21 protein-coding genes are annotated in these 19,281 nt (G+C 34.1%); 3 read left to right on the forward strand and 18 right to left on the reverse strand.

Annotated elements, in window-relative coordinates:
- Positions 1-12 precede the first annotated feature (12 nt).
- The 7 genes from recN to ACULEU_RS07545 all read right to left on the reverse strand — a co-directional run bounded on the left by recN (position 13) and on the right by ACULEU_RS07545 (position 6,529).
- Complete coding sequence (recN, locus tag ACULEU_RS07515; RefSeq protein ID WP_445451985.1) at positions 13-1,665, reverse strand: DNA repair protein RecN; 1,653 nt, start codon at positions 1,663-1,665, stop codon at positions 13-15.
- Between the two features lie 41 nt (positions 1,666-1,706).
- The gene (gene porD, locus ACULEU_RS07520) at positions 1,707-2,594 is read right to left on the reverse strand and encodes a type IX secretion system protein PorD (RefSeq protein ID WP_445451986.1); all 888 of its coding nucleotides are present in this window, start codon (positions 2,592-2,594) and stop codon (positions 1,707-1,709) included.
- A 65-nt stretch (positions 2,595-2,659) separates the two neighbouring features.
- The gene (gene coaBC / locus ACULEU_RS07525; RefSeq protein ID WP_445451987.1) at positions 2,660-3,886 is read right to left on the reverse strand and encodes a bifunctional phosphopantothenoylcysteine decarboxylase/phosphopantothenate--cysteine ligase CoaBC; all 1,227 of its coding nucleotides are present in this window, start codon (positions 3,884-3,886) and stop codon (positions 2,660-2,662) included.
- 6 nt (positions 3,887-3,892) lie between these two features.
- On the reverse strand, positions 3,893-4,213 hold the full coding sequence (locus tag ACULEU_RS07530) for a DNA-directed RNA polymerase subunit omega (RefSeq protein WP_121313610.1): 321 nt from the start codon (positions 4,211-4,213) through the stop codon (positions 3,893-3,895).
- A 7-nt stretch (positions 4,214-4,220) separates the two neighbouring features.
- Positions 4,221-5,015, reverse strand: a complete 795-nt coding sequence (locus tag ACULEU_RS07535; RefSeq protein WP_445451988.1) for an outer membrane protein assembly factor BamD — start codon at positions 5,013-5,015, stop codon at positions 4,221-4,223.
- Positions 5,016-5,124: 109 nt separating this feature from the next.
- Entirely contained in the window at positions 5,125-6,009 is an 885-nt protein-coding gene (gene dapA, locus ACULEU_RS07540; protein ID WP_445451989.1) for a 4-hydroxy-tetrahydrodipicolinate synthase, read from the reverse strand.
- 1 nt (position 6,010) lies between these two features.
- Complete coding sequence (locus tag ACULEU_RS07545) at positions 6,011-6,529, reverse strand: DUF6913 domain-containing protein (protein ID WP_445451990.1); 519 nt, start codon at positions 6,527-6,529, stop codon at positions 6,011-6,013.
- A gap of 48 nt (positions 6,530-6,577) precedes the next feature.
- Between ACULEU_RS07545 and ACULEU_RS07550 the strand changes: the two genes are divergently transcribed.
- Complete coding sequence (locus ACULEU_RS07550; protein WP_445451991.1) at positions 6,578-7,354, forward strand: 5'-nucleotidase C-terminal domain-containing protein; 777 nt, start codon at positions 6,578-6,580, stop codon at positions 7,352-7,354.
- A 16-nt stretch (positions 7,355-7,370) separates the two neighbouring features.
- Entirely contained in the window at positions 7,371-8,285 is a 915-nt protein-coding gene (locus tag ACULEU_RS07555; RefSeq protein WP_445451992.1) for a bifunctional metallophosphatase/5'-nucleotidase, read from the forward strand.
- Here the strand turns inward: ACULEU_RS07555 and ACULEU_RS07560 are convergent.
- From ACULEU_RS07560 to rpsF, 7 genes are all read right to left on the reverse strand, one after another.
- A complete protein-coding gene (locus tag ACULEU_RS07560) occupies positions 8,262-8,858 on the reverse strand; it encodes a lysoplasmalogenase family protein (protein ID WP_445451993.1) in 597 nt (198 codons plus the stop codon). The genes ACULEU_RS07555 and ACULEU_RS07560 overlap by 24 nt on opposite strands.
- 96 nt (positions 8,859-8,954) lie before the next feature.
- On the reverse strand, positions 8,955-9,683 hold the full coding sequence (locus ACULEU_RS07565) for a lysoplasmalogenase family protein (RefSeq protein WP_445451994.1): 729 nt from the start codon (positions 9,681-9,683) through the stop codon (positions 8,955-8,957).
- Positions 9,684-9,783: 100 nt separating this feature from the next.
- Complete coding sequence (gene ligA / locus ACULEU_RS07570) at positions 9,784-11,781, reverse strand: NAD-dependent DNA ligase LigA (protein WP_445451995.1); 1,998 nt, start codon at positions 11,779-11,781, stop codon at positions 9,784-9,786.
- A gap of 72 nt (positions 11,782-11,853) precedes the next feature.
- Positions 11,854-12,327, reverse strand: a complete 474-nt coding sequence (locus ACULEU_RS07575; protein ID WP_445451996.1) for a DUF6495 family protein — start codon at positions 12,325-12,327, stop codon at positions 11,854-11,856.
- A 160-nt stretch (positions 12,328-12,487) separates the two neighbouring features.
- The gene (gene rplI / locus ACULEU_RS07580; protein WP_445451997.1) at positions 12,488-12,928 is read right to left on the reverse strand and encodes a 50S ribosomal protein L9; all 441 of its coding nucleotides are present in this window, start codon (positions 12,926-12,928) and stop codon (positions 12,488-12,490) included.
- A 65-nt stretch (positions 12,929-12,993) separates the two neighbouring features.
- Positions 12,994-13,290, reverse strand: a complete 297-nt coding sequence (gene rpsR, locus ACULEU_RS07585) for a 30S ribosomal protein S18 (protein WP_136152299.1) — start codon at positions 13,288-13,290, stop codon at positions 12,994-12,996.
- A 2-nt stretch (positions 13,291-13,292) separates the two neighbouring features.
- A complete protein-coding gene (gene rpsF / locus ACULEU_RS07590; protein WP_136152298.1) occupies positions 13,293-13,637 on the reverse strand; it encodes a 30S ribosomal protein S6 in 345 nt (114 codons plus the stop codon).
- A 187-nt stretch (positions 13,638-13,824) separates the two neighbouring features.
- Here rpsF and ACULEU_RS07595 point away from each other — a divergent pair, with 187 nt between their 5' ends.
- Positions 13,825-14,520, forward strand: coding sequence for a LytR/AlgR family response regulator transcription factor (locus ACULEU_RS07595; protein ID WP_445454837.1), 696 nt, complete (start codon positions 13,825-13,827; stop codon positions 14,518-14,520).
- A 9-nt stretch (positions 14,521-14,529) separates the two neighbouring features.
- Here the strand turns inward: ACULEU_RS07595 and priA are convergent, their stop codons facing one another.
- From priA to nadC, 4 genes are read right to left on the reverse strand one after another with little or no spacing between them, the layout of a single operon-like run.
- Entirely contained in the window at positions 14,530-16,977 is a 2,448-nt protein-coding gene (gene priA, locus ACULEU_RS07600) for a replication restart helicase PriA (RefSeq protein ID WP_445451998.1), read from the reverse strand.
- An 11-nt stretch (positions 16,978-16,988) separates the two neighbouring features.
- Complete coding sequence (locus tag ACULEU_RS07605; RefSeq protein ID WP_445451999.1) at positions 16,989-17,411, reverse strand: DUF2147 domain-containing protein; 423 nt, start codon at positions 17,409-17,411, stop codon at positions 16,989-16,991.
- Positions 17,408-18,355, reverse strand: a complete 948-nt coding sequence (locus ACULEU_RS07610; protein WP_445452000.1) for a YihY/virulence factor BrkB family protein — start codon at positions 18,353-18,355, stop codon at positions 17,408-17,410. The genes ACULEU_RS07605 and ACULEU_RS07610 overlap by 4 nt, the downstream gene beginning before the upstream one ends.
- On the reverse strand, positions 18,356-19,213 hold the full coding sequence (gene nadC, locus ACULEU_RS07615) for a carboxylating nicotinate-nucleotide diphosphorylase (RefSeq protein WP_445452001.1): 858 nt from the start codon (positions 19,211-19,213) through the stop codon (positions 18,356-18,358).
- Positions 19,214-19,281: the final 68 nt, after the last annotated feature.

Raw genomic sequence — 19,281 nt, forward strand, 5'->3', positions numbered from 1 at the left:
TAAAATAGGAATTTAATTTAGTAATGCTTTCGCATGATTCATTGCTGAATCTGAAATATCTTTTCCTGAAAGCATTTCTGCGATTTCAGCAATTCGTTCTTCTACATTTAATAATTTCAATTCTGAAACTGTATTTTCGCCAGTAACAGTTTTATATACCTTGAAATGTGTAGCTCCTTTTGCGGCAATTTGTGGAAGATGCGTAATCGCAAAAACCTGCATCGTTTTACTCATGTCTTTCATTATTTCTCCCATCTTATTTGCAATCTCTCCTGAAACTCCAGTATCAATTTCATCAAAAATGATTGTAGGTAATTTAGAATATTGTGATAAAATTGACTTTACAGCCAACATGATTCGCGACATTTCTCCACCTGAAGCTACTTTTTTTAGCAGTCCAAAATCAGTTCCTTTATTGGCGGAAAATAAGAATTGAATGGTGTCTTTTCCATTGTCTTTGTAAGTGTTTGAGCTTTCAATTTCAATTTTAAATCTAACATTAGGCATTCCCAGTTGATTCAAAATAGCGATCAATTTGTCTGATAATCCTGCTACAGCCTCTCTCCTACTTTGGCTTATTTTTGATGCAATATGGCCAAGCGCTACATCTAATTCCTGAAGATTTATTTCTAATTTCTGAATGTCATCTTCCAAAGCAGCGACCGAAACCACTTTCCCTTCTAATTGTAATTGAATAGCTAAAAGTTCTTCAATGGTCAGTACATTATGTTTTTTTTGAAGATTGTAAATCAATTGTAATTTTTGATTGACAGCTTCAAGTTTTTCCGGATCGTTATTTATCAATTCAGATTCCCGATTTAATTCTTTAACGATGTCATCAAATTCAATCAAAATACTAGTGGCGCGCTCTGAAAGTGATTGGTATTCAGTAGAGAAACTAACGTTTTTTTGAAGGATACTCTTAAACTCTTTTAAGCTTTTCACTATTCCGAACTCTTCTTCATTAGCAATCGACAAAAGCTTATCGAGATTTTCTGTAATTAATTCGACATTACTGAGCGCTTGATATTGCTGCTCTAATTCTTCCAATTCGCCCTCTTTAAGTTGGGCAGCATACAATTCTTGGAATAAAAATTCATTATATTCTTTCTCCTTTAAAACCTCTGAAAGGCTTAATTTCTTTGCCTCTAAAGACGATTTTGAGTAGCGATATCTTTTCAGAATTGCAACATATTCTAACAATAAATTTTGATTAGCAGCAATAGCATCTAGAATTTTAAATTGAAAATCTTCTTCGGATAATTCTAAAGTTTGATGTTGCGAATGTACATCGATCAGATAAAAACTTAATTCCTGCAATTGTTGAAGATTTACCGGACTATCATTTATAAAGGCTCGCGATTTTCCGGAAGGTAGAATTTCTCTTCTTATTATTGTATCATCTTCATAATCCAAATCATTACTCTCGAAAAAGGTATGTAGATTGTATTTGGCAATAGAAAAATTAGCCTCAACTATGCATTTTTCTTCTTTGTTTTTTAGCGAAGTTAAATCGGCTCGTTTTCCTAAAACTAAACCTAAAGCTCCTAGAAGTATTGATTTTCCTGCACCTGTTTCTCCTGTTATTATGGAAAAACCGTTAGAAAAATCGATATTTAATTTTTCTATTAAAGCAAAATTTTCAATGGATAATGAAGTAATCATGTATAGGAAATGAAGCTAAGTTTAAAAAGTAAAGATACTAATTATAACCTAATCGTTGACCATTTACTTACATTCAGTGGAGACAATTTATTAAGTGCGTCAATAGTTTCAGTCATTGAAACTCTTGGTCCTCCAGATAAAATAGATACTAACTCGTCAACTTTAGCATCAAAAAATACTCTGGTTAAAAAAGCATTAGGGCGAACTTTATATATTTTAGTAAGTGTATTAACAGAAACCATCACTTTCTCTTTAGCTCCTTTTTGATCGGAACTCATCAAATCTAAACCTTCTCTGTGGTACTGATACAAAGCTTCTCGGTAAGCATCAAATGTTCCAGATAACACATCACTTACTAAGAAATATCTATTCTGATTATTGTCTGACTGACTCCAGCCTTTGTAACCACTTTGTTGTGACACATTCATTATCTGTTGTGCTGTTTCATAATTTTTGGTACCTCCCATTAACGAATAGGTATCAGCGTCAAATCCTAGAATCATATAACTATAATACGCCAAAACTGAAACCAAATTAGAGTCAAAACTATTGGGATTAAATTGTAGATTTTCAAATTCTATATAACGAAAACTGAAATCATTGTCGTTGAAGTTGAAAACTGGAGAAGCATAAGTAGAATTAAAAATCGGACGAGTTGACTGCACTTGTAAGGTGGCTGAAAACTGATTAGAATCATAAGTATTAACAATTATAACCATGGAACAGTCTATTTTTTCATGCTGTTTGTATTCTTCTCCTGTCCAATCTGTTTTGTTTACAAAATCAGTTATAGATGTTTGTAAATTCTTAAAAATCTGATTATTAGTGGTTGCAATTTTATCTGAATTAATTTGAACAGAACAATTCAATTGCTGTGCCTGTACTACTCCAACAAAAAGCAATAAAAGAAAACTAACTATTTTTTTCATGTATATTTTTATATTGTTTTTTTATTTGTCACATGGAATTCGCATTAGAACTAATTAGTAAAGTACTACTCACTCTTTGTGCTCATTTCATAAAATGAAATTACCTTTTTCATTATATCGGTCGCTACCAATTCTTTTGATTTTAAATCCATTGGTTCTACAACAAAATCTTTATTGATGAACGTTATTTTGTTGGTTGACTTCCCAAATCCTGCACCTTCGTCCTGAAGGGAATTTAGAACAATCAAATCTAAGTTTTTTTTCTGAATTTTCAACTTGGCATTTTCAATTTCATTTTCGGTTTCTAATGCAAAGCCAATCAAAAATTGTTGCTTCTTCATTTTTCCCAAGGAAGCTAAAATATCGTTTGTTTTTTCAAGCTCAATAAATAAGGAAGCGTCTGCTTTTTTGATCTTCTGTTCAGCAACAAATTTTGGTTTGTAATCGGCAACCGCGGCTGCACATATGGCTACATCAACATTCCTGTAATGAAGGTGGCACGCGTCATACATTTCTTGTGCTGATGTAACTCTCACTAAATCTATAACGGAATTTTTTACATTCAAGTGTGTAGGCCCCGAAATTAACATTACTGACGCCCCTAATTCGGCTGCTCTTTCTGCAATATCAAAACCCATTTTCCCAGAAGAATGATTGCCTATAAAGCGAACGGGATCTATAGCTTCGTATGTTGGTCCGGCTGTTATTAATATTTTTTTTCCTCTTAAGGGTAATTTACTTTCCAAATCCTTTTCTAAAAAAGTAATAATATTTTCAGGTTCTGCCATTCTTCCTTCCCCAGATAGTCCACTGGCTAGTTCGCCTGATTCGGCTGGAATCATAATGTTTCCAAATCGTTGCAAAAGCGTAAAACTGGAAATAGAAGACGGATGTTTATACATGTCCAGATCCATTGCCGGAGCAAAATAAACAGGGCATTTTGCTGATAAATACGTCGCTATCAAAAGATTGTCACAATTGCCATTGGCCATTTTGGACAACGTATTCGCTGTTGCGGGAGCAATAAGCATTATATCAGCCCAAAGCCCTAATTCGACATGGTTGTTCCATTCGGCATTATCGTCTTCTTCATTATAAAAAGTAGAATGGACCGGATTTTTGGAAAGTGTGGATAAAGTTAACGGCGTTACAAAATCCTTAGAAGCAGGTGTCATAATCACTTGGACCTGTGCACCTGCTTTTATAAATAATCGAACTAATGAAGCTGTCTTGTATGCGGCAATTCCACCTGAAACGCCTAGTAGTACTTTTTTACCGCTTAAAACAGACATCTTAAATTAGTCTTTTGTAGTATCTCTGTAGTAAATTTTGTCATCAAGCCATTCTTGAACAGCCAATGCGTGTGGTTTTGGTAATTTTTCGTAGTATTTAGAAACTTCGATTTGCTCTTTGTTTTCAAAAATTTCTTCCAAACTATCGTTATAAGTAGCAAATTCTTCTAACTTTTCAGTCAATTCCTTTTTAATTTCTGAATTAATTTGGTTTGCTCTTTTAGCCATTATTGTAATTGCCTCATAAACATTGCCAGTACGTTCTTCAATAACAGTTTTGTTATAAGTAATCGTGTTTACTGGTGCATTCGTCTTTTTTAAATCCATGACTTTTTTATTTAGAATATTGTTTTAAATCGTTTTCAATTCGAGCCAACATTTCGTCAGCTTTACCTTTGTATTGTGTATCAGCTTTAAACTTCATCAAACCTGCATGAGCAGTTTTCGCGTTTTCAAGTCGCTCCTTCATTTTTGACGGAACACTATTAATGGCTAATAAATAAGCTGCATTAAATTTGAAATATAGTGCTTTCTCTCTGTATGATGTTCCAGGATAATTGATTAAAAAATTATCAAACGCCACTATTGCAGCTTTGTAATCTGAAATGTTATGATAAATCTTGGCGTTCTCGTATGCTTTCTTTTCTAATTTTTCTCTTAAAACTTTTGCCAAACTATTGGCTTCCGTTAAATTTTGACCTTCAGGATAGGCATCTATATAATTTTGTAGTTTGTCAATAGCTTTATAAGTATCTACTTGATCTAAACTGTAAACTGGAGACAAAAATGTAAAGGATTTGGCGCCTAAAAAGGAAGCTTCTTCAATCTTTTCGCTTTTGGGATAGCTGGCAACAAAACTTTCGAATTGATATCCTGACAAGTAGAATTGATCTGTTTTATACAATGACTGAGCGTACATGTAAAACATTTTTTCAGCAGATGGTTTTCCTTTAGATGTTGGTGCAATTTGTTCAAATAATCTTATTGCTTTTCCGTATTTTTTGGTCTCATACATTTTTTCTGCAGACGCATATTTAACGGCAACATCTTCAGATTTTAATGCTTTTTGGTATTCGCTGCATGACGATAACAATAACAATGCGGTGAACAGTACTAAAAATTTCTTCATTTTATTATTTAATTCAGCTGAATTCAAGGACATTTTGTCTTTTAAAAAGCAACTGCAAATTTAGTTATTAATTGTAGAATACAAAATATTTTTTTTGCTGTCAGAAAAACTACATTTTTGATATTTTATTGGTGAAGTTTTTCAAACGATTTGCTAAATTTTCATCGACATTTACTAAAGGTAAACGAACAACATTATCAGACAAACCGAGCGTTTTAAAGACTTCTTTGATTCCGGCCGGGTTTCCTTGCTCAAATATCAAGTCAATACAGTCTGCTAAAAGGTAGTGTAATTTATAGGCTTCCTCTACTCTTTTATTCAAACCAAGATGCACCATTTCTGAAAATTGCTTCGGAAAACCTTCGGCAATAACCGAAATAACACCAGAACCACCAGCTAAAATCATTGGCAACGTTATCATATCATCGCCTGAAATTACCAGAAAATCTTTTGGTTTATCCTGAATCAATTTCATCGCTTGAACAATATCGCCTGCGGCTTCTTTTACGGCGACTATATTTTTAAAATCGTTGGCTAATCGGATGATTGTACTTGGCAACATATTGCTGGCCGTTCTTCCAGGAACATTGTATAAAATTATCGGAATTGGAGAAGCTTCTGCAATGGCTTTAAAATGTTGATAAATGCCTTCTTGAGTTGGTTTATTGTAATAAGGCGAAACTGAAAGTATGGCTACGAAGTCTTTTAAATCTCTAGATTTTACTTCTTCAACAACTTCAGCAGTATTATAACTTCCGACACCTAGTACTAGTGGCAATCTACTTTTGTTAGCTTCAATTACAGTAGTGATAACGATGTCCTTTTCAGCTTTTGACAGCGTAGCGCTTTCAGCAGTAGTTCCCAATACCACTAAATAATCTATTCCGTTATCTATTTGAAAGTTTACGATGGCTTTTAGAGCATCAACATCTATTGAAAAATCTTTTTTGAACGGTGTAACAAGCGCAACTCCAGTTCCTATTAATGATTGCATGTTATATTTTGTTTAGTATTTTTAAATATTTGAATAATTCGTCCATGAAGACTTTGTAGTTCTCGGCATTAGTATCAATCATAAAATGATTCAGTCTTTTGTCAATAGAAGCGAAACCAACCTTAAAACTTGCTTTTGACAAATGCGAAACCAAAAGTAAAGCTACTTTTTCGGTGTCATAGTAATTAATGAGCAAGTCAAAGGGTTCGGCTATGAAATTTTTAACTTCCTTTTTTTCGACTGTTCCGCGCCAACTTAAATCTTTATGACTAAAAACATCATAATCAAAGGTTTCGTTTTTCTTTATTTTATCTTTGAAAACAAGAACTTTAATATTTTGTGCTGCAATTCCGTTGTTAATCAATTCAACGACTAAGGCTTCTCTTTCATTGAAATAGGTTTCATCAAAAATGATCCCAACGGTTGTAATTATTTTATCTGATGCGGTATGTTTAACATTTGATAAACTATTCTTAACTATTTTTTTTGTTGAAAAATCCTTTAAATAATTTAAAAACATACTACTTTTACTTGAATTACAAATTTACTAAAATTAGCGCCAAAAGCGATGGTAAAACTAAAAAACTATAACGGTGTAGTAAAGCATTTTGTTTTATTATTAACATTTATTTTTGTTATATCCTGTGCCGAAAAAAAATACACAATTACTAAAATTGAAGGTAAAGAAATAGGTATAACCGATAAGAACTCTGAAGTTACTGAAATAGAAAACTTTATCAAGCCTTACCGAAATAAAATTGATGAAGATTTGAGTAAGATTTTGTCGAATGCACCTGAAACTTTAGACAAATCGGGTGAATGGCAAACTTCTATGGGCAATTTTCTTGCCGATATTACTTTTGAAGCTTCCAATAAGGTCTTTCAACTACGAGAAAAAAAATCAATTGATATTTGTCTGCTCAATCACGGTGGTATTCGAAGCATTATCCCCAAAGGAAATATTACTGCCAGAACTGCTTATGAAGTAATGCCTTTTGAAAATAGCGCTATCGTAATTGGCCTCAAAGGGGAACAAATTTTAGAAATAGTAACGTATATCATTGCCGAGAAAAAACCACATCCACTGAAAGGTTTAACCTTTGCAATAGACAAAAGCAATCAGCCAAAAGACATCTTAATAAACGGAAAATCAGTCGACACCAATAAAGTGTATTATGTTGTGACCTCTGACTACTTATCCAACGGTGGTGATAATATGTTATTCTTTAAAAAAGGTGTTGAAGATTATGATTTAGAATACAAACTTCGTAACATCATCATTGATTATTTTAAGGAAAACAAAACAATTGTTGCCAATAAAGACATTAGGATTACAAAAGAATAAAATACATTCCGCATAAATGAAAAGAAGAGATTTTATACAAAACACTGCCTTTACTTCCGCATTCTTAGGTTTAGGAGGTCTGTCTTTGAGCAGCTTTACATCGGCTGCAACGAAACACCTGACTATTCTTCACACCAATGATGTTCATAGTTATATTGATCCTTTTCCACCAACACATCCTAAAAATCCTAATATGGGTGGTGTTGCTCGAAGGGCCGCTTTGATTGAAACCATCAGAAAAGAGAATCCCAATGTATTGTTGCTTGATGCCGGCGATATTTTTCAAGGTACACCCTATTTTAATTATTATGGTGGTGAACTGGAATTCAAACTGATGAGTATGATGCAATACGATTTGGCCACAATTGGGAATCACGATTTTGATAACGGAATCGAAGGTTTATACAATCAGTTACCTAATGCTACATTCGAATTTGTTTCTGCTAATTATGATTTCAAAAACACTATCATGAATGGTCATGTGAAGCCTTATAAAATCTTTAACAAAAACGGAATTAAAGTTGGTGTTTTCGGTCTTGGAGTAGGTTTAGATGGTTTAGTAGATAAAAAAAATTACAAAGAAACAGTTTACAATGATCCTATCGGAATTTCGCAGGACATGGCCAGGATTCTAAAGCATGAAAAGAAATGTGATTTAGTAATTTGTCTTTCCCACTTAGGCTACAAATACAAAGACGAACCCAATAAAATTTGCGATACCATTTTAGCTACAGTAACTAAAGATATCGATTTGATTATTGGTGGACATACGCACACTTTTTTAGACAAACCAACAGTTATAAAAAATGCTGAAGGAAACGACGTATTAGTAAATCAGGTTGGATGTTATGGCATCAATCTTGGTCGGATTGATTTTTACTTTGATACTGATGCCTCTAAAATTACTTCAGGAAAAGCTATTATTATTTGATTTCTCTGCAGTGACAATAAATTTGTAGAATGAGAAAAAGGCCAAAGCATTAAGCGCCATAGCTAATGGCCTGAATAATTGTTCAAATTCGTCAATTAAAAAATACCTCTCGATAAAAATTACAAACTGCAGCATCACAAAAAGCAAAGCACTAATCAACAATATGGAGTTTTGCTTATTATCATGCATCACATAACTCGACAAGGCAATACCGGCAAATAGTGAAATCAAAAGATTTTGAAAGATAAGTAAGTAGATACTATTCGCTGGAATTTCAATTGTTTCCGAGAATAAATAGAAGAATATTAATAAAAAAGGCGCGGTTGCAATTAGAATCGGAATATAATCTTTCAATTTCTGATACTTAAAAATCAGGTAAATACTGATGATTCTATGTAATGTAAAGACTAAAACACCATAAAATAAATAGGTAGGCGAATTGGGAATAAACAAAACATTGGTTATCGATGACAAAAGCAATGCCATGATGAAAAGCACTTCTTTCTTGTCAGATTCGATATAATACAGAAGAATTAAAATCAGTGGTAATATTGGTTTTAAAATACATATCAATTGCCTACTAGCAAAATACTCTGCAAGGATTTCAACAAATGCGACTGTAAAATAGCCTATAGTTAAAGGGGTTACTATGTTACTCTTATTATGCAATTATAGTTCTTCTCTTAAATTATTAATGATTTCTAATCGCTGCTTATTCTTCTCCGTATAAAACATGTATTTTGTTAATAAAAATTGGCCAAAAACAAACAGCAACATTGCCGTGGCTTGCAATACATTGACCTCTGTCCAATATAATTTCAATAAAAATATAAACTGATTAAAGGTCATCAACATTGTGCTGATAAGCAATATTGTATTAGGTTTACTCGAAACCATAATGTAATTTCCTAAACTAAATCCACCTAAAAAAATTGTAAACACTCCCTGAAATAAAAACAGATAAACATTGTCTCCTAATATGTCGTATGTGTATAAGGTAACTATAGTGTATAAAAAAATAAAAGGCGTAGCGCCTAAAATAAGCGGAATCGAATTGGGCATTTTAACCTTATTTACTATGATGTAAATGATTAAAATTCGATAAATTATAAAGAAAAGGACTCCGTAAAATATAAAGTCAATTGTGTTTTGTATGAATAGCATATTGGCAATCCAACTAGCAATTAATGCAATAACAAAAAACGGACTCACCTTTTTGGAGCGTTTCAAATAGTAAAATAGCAACAAAGGAAGAATCAACGGTTTGGTCATCCAAACTAGAAGTTTGTTTTCGAAATATTCAGCTATAATTTCAGCAAATGAAACCACAAAAAAGAACAGCAATACAACAGTTGCAACTTTATTATTCTTCAAATCTTCCAAATAATCATTTTGCATCATTAGAGATTTTAACTGACATTAACCATTATAGCGCTATAAACCCCAATAAAATTAACATTTTATTTTGAATAATGTTAATTTACTACGACTTTTTTAATTAGTTAATCATTTGGAGAAAATCATCTTCCGATATAATGGGCACTTTTAACTGTTGGGCTTTTTCGAGTTTTGCTGGTCCCATATTATCTCCAGCGACAACAAAATCCGTTTTGGCAGAAATAGTACTTCCGACTTTTCCTCCGTTATCTTCAATAGCTTTCTTCAATTCATCTCGCGAGAATTTTTCAAAAACGCCGGAAACGACAAAGGTTTTGCTTTCTAGTTTGTTAGTTGCATTTGGATTGAATTTTTCAACCAATTCCAATTGAACACCAAATTGTTTCAACCTTGCTATAACTTTAACATTTTCTGGATTATCAAAAAACTCCATCACGCTTTGTGCTATCTTCTCTCCTATTTCATCTACCAAAATCAAATCCATTAACGAGGCATTTTGAAGTGCTTCAATGGTTTTATAATGTTTAGCCAACTTTTTAGCAACAGTTTCACCGACATACCGAATTCCCAATGCATATAAAACACGGTCAAACGGAACTTCTTTCGACTTTTGCACTCCGTTAACTAAGTTTTCTGCCGATTTTTGAGCCATTCGTTCCAATGGTAAAATTTGCTTCACGGTAAGTTCGTATAAATCGGAATAATCTTTTACCAGATGATTGTGGAACAGTAAAGCAACCGTTTCTCCACCAAGACCTTCAATATCCATGGCTTTTCGTGAGATGAAATGCTGAATCCTTCCAATAATTTGTGGTGGACAACCATAAAAATTGGGGCAATAATGATTCGCTTCACCTTCTATTCGAATCAACTCGGAGTTGCATTCCGGACAATGTGTGATGTAGGTTGTAGGCTGAGAATGCTGATTTCGTTTAGTAAAATCAACTCCGATTATCTTCGGAATAATCTCGCCTCCTTTTTCAACAAAAACGGTGTCACCAATTCGAATATCCAGTTTTTCAATTTGATCAGCATTGTGCAAAGAAGCCCGTTTTACTATAGTTCCGGCTAATTGAACCGGTTTCAGATTGGCAACCGGCGTTATCGAGCCAGTTCTTCCAACCTGATACGAAATCGAATCCAAAACGGTACTGACTTGTTCCGCTTTAAATTTATAAGCAATGGCCCAACGCGGGGATTTAGCCGTGTAACCCAATTCATCTTGTTGGTGAAAATCGTTGACTTTTATAACAACACCATCCGTTTCATACGGCAGATTATGACGATGTGTATCCCAATAATTGATAAAGTCAAAAACCTCTTCCATAGAAGCCATCAATTTTGCTTCTTTCGGAACTTTAAATCCCCACTTTCTGGCAGCTTCCAAGCCTTCAAATTGTGTTTTGATATTGAGATTAGCACCAACTATAAAATATAATAAACATTCCAAAGGACGTTTGGCCACTAGAGCGCTGTCTTGCAATTTTAAACTTCCTGACGCTGTGTTTCTCGGATTAGAATAAGGTGTTTCTCCAATTTCAATAAGTTCCTGGTTCATTTTTTCAAAACCTTCAAACGGAAGTATAATTTCCCCTCGAATGTCAAATCTTTCTGGGTAATTGCCTTTTAGTTGAAGTGGAATTGATTTTATTGTTTTGATATTGGTAGTCACATCATCGCCCTGAAAACCATCTCCACGCGTAACGGCACGTTGCAACCTTCCGTTTTCGTATGTTATTGAGATCGATGCGCCGTCGTATTTTAATTCACAAGTATATTGTAAAGGAACATTACCGAGCATTTTTTGAATACGATTTTCCCAATCGATTAAGTCTTCTTTTGAATACGAATTGTCTAACGAATACATGCGATAATCGTGAACAACAGTGTTGAAGTTTTTGGTAATACTGCCACCCACTCTTTGTGTAGGCGAATTGTCGTCGAAGAATTCAGGATGCAGTGCTTCTAATTCCTGAAGCTCTTTGAGTTTTTGATCAAATTCAAAATCACTTATCGTTGGCGTATCTAACACATAATAGTTGTGATTGTGCTGATTGAGTTCCTCACGTAAATCCTGAATCGTTTTTTGAATATCCATAAAAGAAATTGGCTATGATAGTTGCAAATTGTGTGCACTAAAATAGCCAATATTTTTTGAACTAGAATATCTTTAGGATTGAATTATTCCGTTAATTTGAAGGTATAATTGTCCGTCACTCAAGATAGCGCCTTGCTTGATTAATTCAAATATGGCGGCGTATCGCTCTTCCTCATAGTCTTTTTTACCCAAATGTATTTCAACAGTGTCGGTAAATAAATTATCGCTTAGCCATTGTAAACCTTCTTGCTTCATAAAGTCGACTTCAGGATCAAGAGCTTTTAAAACAATTGACTGTATTAATTTTTCTTGACAGTGAAAAAGAAAGATGTGATTTTTAGAAAAATGTTCCAGATAATTGGCATTGGTCAAAACACCTTCCCAAATCAAATCGGAAAAAACATCCAATTCCTGTTCGGCCACCTCAGGTTTGTCTGTTTTGATTTTATCCCATTCTGCTTTATCGATGGATTGTGTTGCCAAAAAGGTTGTGAACTCCTGATGCAACGCTTCGAATTGTTCTTTGGTTAATCTTTTGTATTTCATTAGTTCTGTTATTAATCTGTAAATCTAGCCCCGATTCCTTTGGCAGTCGCTTCGCTCGTGTGAAGTGGAGATCCTCGAAGAGATTGTAACGAATAGCGGGAAAAAGCTTCAAAAAAAAATCCCGACTTACATCGGGACTTTAAATGTATTTAGAAAAGTACTAAACTTCAGCTACGATTTCATAAGGTAATTCAACCACTACATCTCTGTGAAGTCTCACAGAAGCAGTATATTTACCAGTACGTTTTACCACACCACTTGTGATGAATTTTCTATCGATAGTTTGTCCTCCTTTTTCTAAAGCCGCAGCGATATCAATGTTAGAAATAGAACCGAATAATTTTTCTCCACCAGCTTTTGCTGTGATTTTAATTTCGATAGCTTTTAAAGCTTCTGCCAATGTTTTGGCATCGTTTACTATTTTAGCTTCTTTATGTGCTCTTTGTTTTAAGTTTTCAGCTAATACTTTTTTGGCAGAAGGTGTTGCCAATGAAGCAAATCCTTGTGGGATTAAGTAATTACGACCGTAACCATTTTTTACCGTTACTACATCGTCTTTAAAACCTAAATTTTGAACGTCTTGTTTTAAGATCAATTCCATGTTGATGTCCTTTATTTGTGAAGTTAGTCTCGTTGGATTGCACCGAGACAACAACTGTGTTTATATTATTTTAATAAATCGGCCACGTATGGCATTAAAGCTAAATGTCTTGCTCTTTTCACAGCTACTGACACTTTTCTTTGGTATTTTAATGAAGTTCCTGTTAAACGTCTTGGTAAAATTTTACCTTGCTCGTTTACGAATTTCAATAAGAAGTCTGCATCCTTGTAATCAATATATTTGATTCCGGATTTTTTGAAACGACAGTACTTTTTAGTTTTGTTAGTTTCAATATTTAAAGGAGTAAGATATCTGATATCTCCATCTTTTTTTCCTGAGGCTGATTGTTGTAAATTTGCCATGATTAGTTTGCTTTTGCTTCTTTTAATTTAGTTCTTCTTCTTTCTGCCCAAGAAATAGCGTGTTTGTCTAAACTTACTGTTAGGAAACGCATAACTCTCTCGTCGCGTCTAAATTCAGTTTCAAAAGCAATTAAAGCTTCTCCTGATACTTGGAATTCGAATAAATGGTAAAAGCCACTTTTCTTGTTTTGGATTTCGTAAGCTAATTTTTTCAAGCCCCAATCCTCTTTAGATACCATCTTTGCTCCTTTTGCAGTAAGAAAATCTTCAAATTTGCTTACTGTTTCCTTTACCTGAACTTCAGATAAAACGGGATTTAAGATGAAAACAGTTTCGTAGTGATTCATAATAAAATGATTAATTTTTAAATTGGGCGCGAAGATATAAAAGTTATTTCAATTAACAATCACAAGTTGCCTTAAATCGTCTAAAAGTAAAAAATATCGATTAAAAGCAAAAAAAATCGATGAAATGCTTGGTGAATTAAAAAAAAGTATCTATTTTTACCAAACCAAATCTATAATACAAAAAAATATGAAACTAAATTGTGTTGTTGTTGATGATAGTTCCATCCAAAGGATGATCATCGCAAAGTTAGTAAATAATCATCCTAACCTACACTTAGTGGGTGATTTTTCTAATGCAATTGAAGCAAAAAATTGCATGTCAGTCCATACTGTTGATCTTATCTTCCTAGATATTGAGATGCCAGTTATTAGTGGATTTGATTTTCTTGATGGTTTAAAAGTAAAACCGCAAATCATTTTCATTACATCGAAAGCAGAATATGCCATGAAGGCATTCGATTATGACGCTACGGATTACCTACAAAAACCGATAGCGCTGGATCGTTTTAATGCTTCTGTGAGAAGAGCTATGGATTTCCATATGCTTAAAAAAGAAAATCAGGAAGAAGAAGGTGAACATATCTTCATTAAAAGTAATTTAAAGAAACTTAAAATTTATACTAATAAGATTAAGTGGATTGAAGCTTACGGAGATTATGTAAAAGTGGTCACAGAAGACGATAGTAATCTTGTATTGTCTACCATGAAATCATTCGAAAATGATTTATCAAAAGAGAAGTTTATCCGTGTTCACAAGTCTTACATTATTAATATAGACAAAGTAGAACGTTTCAACAGTAAGTTTGCTGAAATTGGAGTTACCAAAATTCCATTAAGCCGAAACAAAAAAGAAGATTTAATTAAAGCTTTAGCTATTGCATAACTTTACGTATTAAAAATCAACGTTTACAGTAACTTTTATAGCTCTGTACTGCGAAACCAAATCAAAACTATTCAGTATTTTCTGGATAGTTTTTTTTGTGCCTTGTAAAGAGGTTTCCGATGGTATTTTTATCATAATGGTTCGGATGTACTCATTTCGGATTCTTCCAATGGCAGGTTCTTCCGGACCAAGAACCGGAATGGTCAAATTTTGCTGCATAACTTGATACAACCACATCGAGCCTTCTTTAAGTTTATCAAAATCACGGTGTTTTAAGGTTAAGCGAATAACACGATAAAAAGGCGGATAGTAATAAATCTTTCTTTCATAAAGCTGCTCCTTGAACATTCCTTCATAATCATTATTAGTAACCTGCTGAATAATATTATGCAACGGATTGTAGGTCTGAATAATAACCTTTCCGCGCTTTTCTGCTCTACCCGATCTTCCGGCTACTTGTGTCATCATCTGAAAACTGCGCTCGAAAGCTCTAAAATCAGGATGATAGAGCATATTGTCAGCATTCATGATTCCGACCAACGAAACATTATCAAAATCCAAACCTTTGGCCAGCATTTGAGTTCCCACCAAAACATCAATTTCCCGATTTTTAAATCCGTCTATAATCTTTTCAAAACTATATTTACCACGAGTAGTATCCTGATCCATACGCTTGATGTTTTTCTGCGGAAATAATTCGGCTAATTCTAATTCTATTTGTTCTGTACCGAAACCTTTCGTCTCCAAATCAATACTTGAACACACGTGACAATTCGTTGGTTTGGCCATCGAATACCCACAATAATGACAACGTAGCTGATTTTTATACTTATGATACGTCAAACTAACATCACATTGCGGACATTGCGGTACATGACCACAACTCATACATTCTAATACTGGAGAAAATCCACGACGGTTTTGAAATAAAATTACCTGTTCATCATTAGCGAATGCCTCCGTTATATTTTCTATCAAGGTAATACTGAAATGCCCTTTCATTTTTTTTCTGAAATAACTGTCTTTCAAATCAACAAGTTCCATTTCAGGCATTGCTACTTTTCCGAATCGTTCTGTTAACGTAACCAATCCGTACTTTCCAATCGATGCATTATAATAGGTTTCAATGCTTGGCGTGGCCGAACCCAATACTACTTTTGCCTGATGTGCATTGGCCAGTACTATAGCAGCGTCACGCGCATGATATCTTGGTGCCGGATCTTGTTGTTTAAAAGTTTGTTCATGCTCTTCATCCACAATGATCAAACCTAAATTGGAGAATGGCAAAAACAAAGCCGATCGCGCTCCAATGACAATTTGAGAGGTATCGGAATGCTGATTGACGTTATTCCAAACTTCCACGCGCTCATTATTGCTGTATTTCGAATGAAAAACCGATACCTTATTTCCGAAATGGGCTGTCAGTCGGGAAACCAATTGCGTCGTCAAAGCAATTTCTGGCAATAAATACAAAACCTGTTGGCCTTTAGCAATATATTCTTCTATGAGTTTGGTGTAGATTTCTGTTTTTCCGCTTGAGGTTACTCCATGTAAAAGCGTTACTTCCTTATCTTTAAGGCTATTTTTAATTTCTTCGAAAGCTTTTTGTTGAGCTTCACTCAAGATCAGTGCAGTATCTACTTTATTCTTTTCAAAATTGACTCGGTCTTCCTGAATATAATATTCTTCAAAAATACCTTTTTCAACCAAAGCTTTCACAATAGCAACAGAACTCTGAGCTTTTTCAGTCAATTGTTTTACTGATATTGGTTTTTTTTCTTGCGCTTGTAACTGAAAATACTGGAGTACTACATTTTTTCTTTTCTCCGATTTTAGACTGTCTAAAAGTGCTATCAGATTTTCTTCCTGATGATACTCTTCGTGTAAACGAATATAACGAATCAATTTAGGTTTGTATTCTTCCTGAATTTCTTCTTGAAGGGTAATAATATTGCTTTGGATAAGCTTTTGTATAACCGGCAAAACCGTCTTCTTATTCAAAATAGCGATGATGCTCTCAATCTTCAAAGATGATTGATGTTGCAAGGCTTCATAGATTAGAAATTCATCATCAGTTAGCAATGTTTCGTCAACAAAAGTTGCTGTATTTTGTGAAATAATGGTCTCACTTTCCAATAACAAAGCCGAAGGCAAAGCGCCGCGATAAACATCTCCAATATTGCACATATAATAGGAGGCAATCCAAAACCAATGGTTGATCTGATACTCGTTTACAATAGGCTTTTCATCCAGAATTTGGTGTATCTCTTTTGCCTCGTATAGTGCGGGTGGCGTTTGATGTAAATCGATTATAAGGGCGGTATAGATTTTGCTTTTGCCAAACGGAACGGCAATACGCATTCCTTTTTTAATAAAATTAAATTCGGATTCTGAAACCCTGTAAGTAAAGGTTTTAGGTAATGAAAGCGGAATAATAACTTCAATGAAGTACTGCATCGTTAACGGAATTATCTATGTCTAATCCAAGTTTGTGACCTTCCAAAAAGTGAAATTCCGATATAACCCCTTACAACAAGTTTGTCTTTGCCATCAAGTGTTATTTTGCAGTTATAGCTTTTGCCGTTTTTAGGGTCAATAATTTTCCCTCCATCATAAACATCATCGTTTTTGATTAAGCCTTTAATGATGTTTAATCCTAAAATCGGCTTGTTTTTATCGTCGCCCTGACACTTTTCACATTTTAGATGTTTCTTGTCGTGTTCAAATATTTCTACTATTCTACCGTATATTTTACCTTTATGCTCATAAATTTCAACAACACCCTTTTCTTTTCCGGTCAAATCATCAATAGTTTTCCACTTCCCTAAAATGCTTTGAGCAAAGCTAACTTGGAAAAATATAATTAGGAAAAGTGTTGTTGTTACTTTCATTGTGCGTCTAATTCTTTTTGTTTTTCGCGCTTGATATGATGTATCGATGCATTTAGATCAAAACCAATCAATAATATCATCGAATTGATCCAAATATAAAACATTACAATCAACAACGTACCAATAGAACCGTAAAGCTCGTTGTATTTGGAAAATTTAACAACCCAGATTCCAAAAAAATAAGATGATATAATAATCAGAATTGTCGTTACCACGGAGCCAATCGATATGAGGCGCCTTTTTTTATCATGCTTCACACCGTATTTAAAAAGTATCGAAGTAGCCATTAAAATCATCAGAATAACAAAAACATATCTTCCCATTTCTATGAGCGGAATATTATCTGACAAGACATCCTGGATTTTTGTCTTCTGAATAAAAACCTCAAAGATTACGATGGCTGCGACGGTAATAATCAATAAAAAAGAGAGCACAATCGCTAAAGCCAGTGCTACTACATACTGCCTTAAAAACTTTCGTTTCAACGAAACATTGATATGATGTGAGCTTTCAAATCCACCCAAAATCGCATTGACTCCATTGGTCATCAAAAAAATAGCCATCAGAAATCCGGTAGAAAGCAACCCGCTATGACTGTTATGCAGAATATCATTGATGATTTTATAAATGGCATCATAAGTTGTAGGTGGCACACTTTGTTGTACAAATCCCAAGAAATCTTCTTGGAACCGATCAATAGGAATATAGGGAATAAGGTTCAGTATAAACAACGCAAACGGAAACAAAGCCATAAAGAAGCTAAACGCAATAGCCGTGGCTCGATAGGAAATCTCGCCCTGAATAATGCCTCCCAAATAAAAATCAAGCAAATCATATAAGGACATTCCGTGTAACCAAGGCAATTGTATTTTCTTCAAAAAGAAAACAAATTGCTTAATAATCGGAAAACTTAAATATTTTGGCTCTTGGGCTGTTTCAGACATTTATAACGCTTTTAAACTTAAATCCATATTGTAAACCGAATGGGTTAACGCTCCCGAAGAAATATAATCAACTCCGCATTCTGCGTATTCCCGAATGGTCTTCTCGTTAATGTTTCCCGAGGATTCTGTCAAACATTTATCGCCAATTAAAGCCACCGCTTTTCGGGTATCTTCAAAATTGAAGTTGTCAATCAATATTCTAAAAACACCTTCATTTTCTAAAATCTCTTTGATTTCATCCAGATTCCGCGCTTCAACGATAATCTTTAAATCCAAATTATTGAACTTCAGAAACTCTTTGGTTTTGGTAATCGCTTTGGTTATTCCACCAGCGAAATCGTTGTGATTGTCTTTTAGCATGACCATATCATACAATGCAAAACGATGGTTCTCGCCTCCTCCTATTTTTACGGCCCATTTTTCACAAGCTCTAAATCCGGGTGTGGTTTTTCTCGTGTCCAGAACCTTTGTTTTGGTACCTTTCAAAAGTTGTACATACTGATTTGTTTTGGTAGCAATGGCCGACATTCGTTGCATCGAATTCAACACCAAGCGTTCCGCTTTTAATATCGATTGTGAACTACCCGAAACATGAAAAACGATATCGCCATGTTTTACTGTTGCGCTATCTTGAATAAATGTCTCTACTTCTAGTGTAGGATCTACATTTTCAAAAACCATTTTGGCAAAGTCCACTCCGGCAATGATTCCGGTATCTTTTACCAAAAGTTTAGCTTTTCCCTTTGCCGTATTGGGAATACAAGCTAACGAACTGTAATCGCCTGGACCTATATCCTCACGGATTCCGTTTTGTATAATGATGTCGAGTTCTTTTTGAAATTGTTCTTTTGAAATCATCTGAAAAATATTGTTTGGCTAAAGTAATATTTTTTTTAGATACGCTTCGCTCTTAGATTATTAGATTT

This window comes from Flavobacterium sp. 25HG05S-40 (assembly GCF_052654735.1).

What these genes read in the sequence shown, in the direction of transcription:
- nadC (WP_445452001.1), bottom strand. Translation starts at nt 19,213, where the DNA reads ATGATTTCAAAAGAACAATTTCAAAAAGAACTCGACATCATTATACAA.
- ACULEU_RS07565 (WP_445451994.1), bottom strand. Translation starts at nt 9,683, where the DNA reads ATGCAAAATGATTATTTGGAAGATTTGAAGAATAATAAAGTTGCAACT.
- ACULEU_RS07545 (WP_445451990.1), bottom strand. Translation starts at nt 6,529, where the DNA reads ATGTTTTTAAATTATTTAAAGGATTTTTCAACAAAAAAAATAGTTAAG.
- priA (WP_445451998.1), bottom strand. Translation starts at nt 16,977, where the DNA reads ATGCAGTACTTCATTGAAGTTATTATTCCGCTTTCATTACCTAAAACC.
- ACULEU_RS07535 (WP_445451988.1), bottom strand. Translation starts at nt 5,015, where the DNA reads ATGAAGAAATTTTTAGTACTGTTCACCGCATTGTTATTGTTATCGTCA.
- porD (WP_445451986.1), bottom strand. Translation starts at nt 2,594, where the DNA reads ATGAAAAAAATAGTTAGTTTTCTTTTATTGCTTTTTGTTGGAGTAGTA.
- ACULEU_RS07605 (WP_445451999.1), bottom strand. Translation starts at nt 17,411, where the DNA reads ATGAAAGTAACAACAACACTTTTCCTAATTATATTTTTCCAAGTTAGC.
- ACULEU_RS07595 (WP_445454837.1), top strand. Translation starts at nt 13,825, where the DNA reads ATGAAACTAAATTGTGTTGTTGTTGATGATAGTTCCATCCAAAGGATG.
- ACULEU_RS07575 (WP_445451996.1), bottom strand. Translation starts at nt 12,327, where the DNA reads ATGAAATACAAAAGATTAACCAAAGAACAATTCGAAGCGTTGCATCAG.
- ACULEU_RS07550 (WP_445451991.1), top strand. Translation starts at nt 6,578, where the DNA reads ATGGTAAAACTAAAAAACTATAACGGTGTAGTAAAGCATTTTGTTTTA.
- ACULEU_RS07530 (WP_121313610.1), bottom strand. Translation starts at nt 4,213, where the DNA reads ATGGATTTAAAAAAGACGAATGCACCAGTAAACACGATTACTTATAAC.
- ACULEU_RS07610 (WP_445452000.1), bottom strand. Translation starts at nt 18,355, where the DNA reads ATGTCTGAAACAGCCCAAGAGCCAAAATATTTAAGTTTTCCGATTATT.
- ligA (WP_445451995.1), bottom strand. Translation starts at nt 11,781, where the DNA reads ATGGATATTCAAAAAACGATTCAGGATTTACGTGAGGAACTCAATCAG.
- dapA (WP_445451989.1), bottom strand. Translation starts at nt 6,009, where the DNA reads ATGCAATCATTAATAGGAACTGGAGTTGCGCTTGTTACACCGTTCAAA.
- rpsR (WP_136152299.1), bottom strand. Translation starts at nt 13,290, where the DNA reads ATGGCAAATTTACAACAATCAGCCTCAGGAAAAAAAGATGGAGATATC.
- rplI (WP_445451997.1), bottom strand. Translation starts at nt 12,928, where the DNA reads ATGGAATTGATCTTAAAACAAGACGTTCAAAATTTAGGTTTTAAAGAC.
- rpsF (WP_136152298.1), bottom strand. Translation starts at nt 13,637, where the DNA reads ATGAATCACTACGAAACTGTTTTCATCTTAAATCCCGTTTTATCTGAA.
- coaBC (WP_445451987.1), bottom strand. Translation starts at nt 3,886, where the DNA reads ATGTCTGTTTTAAGCGGTAAAAAAGTACTACTAGGCGTTTCAGGTGGA.
- ACULEU_RS07555 (WP_445451992.1), top strand. Translation starts at nt 7,371, where the DNA reads ATGAAAAGAAGAGATTTTATACAAAACACTGCCTTTACTTCCGCATTC.
- recN (WP_445451985.1), bottom strand. Translation starts at nt 1,665, where the DNA reads ATGATTACTTCATTATCCATTGAAAATTTTGCTTTAATAGAAAAATTA.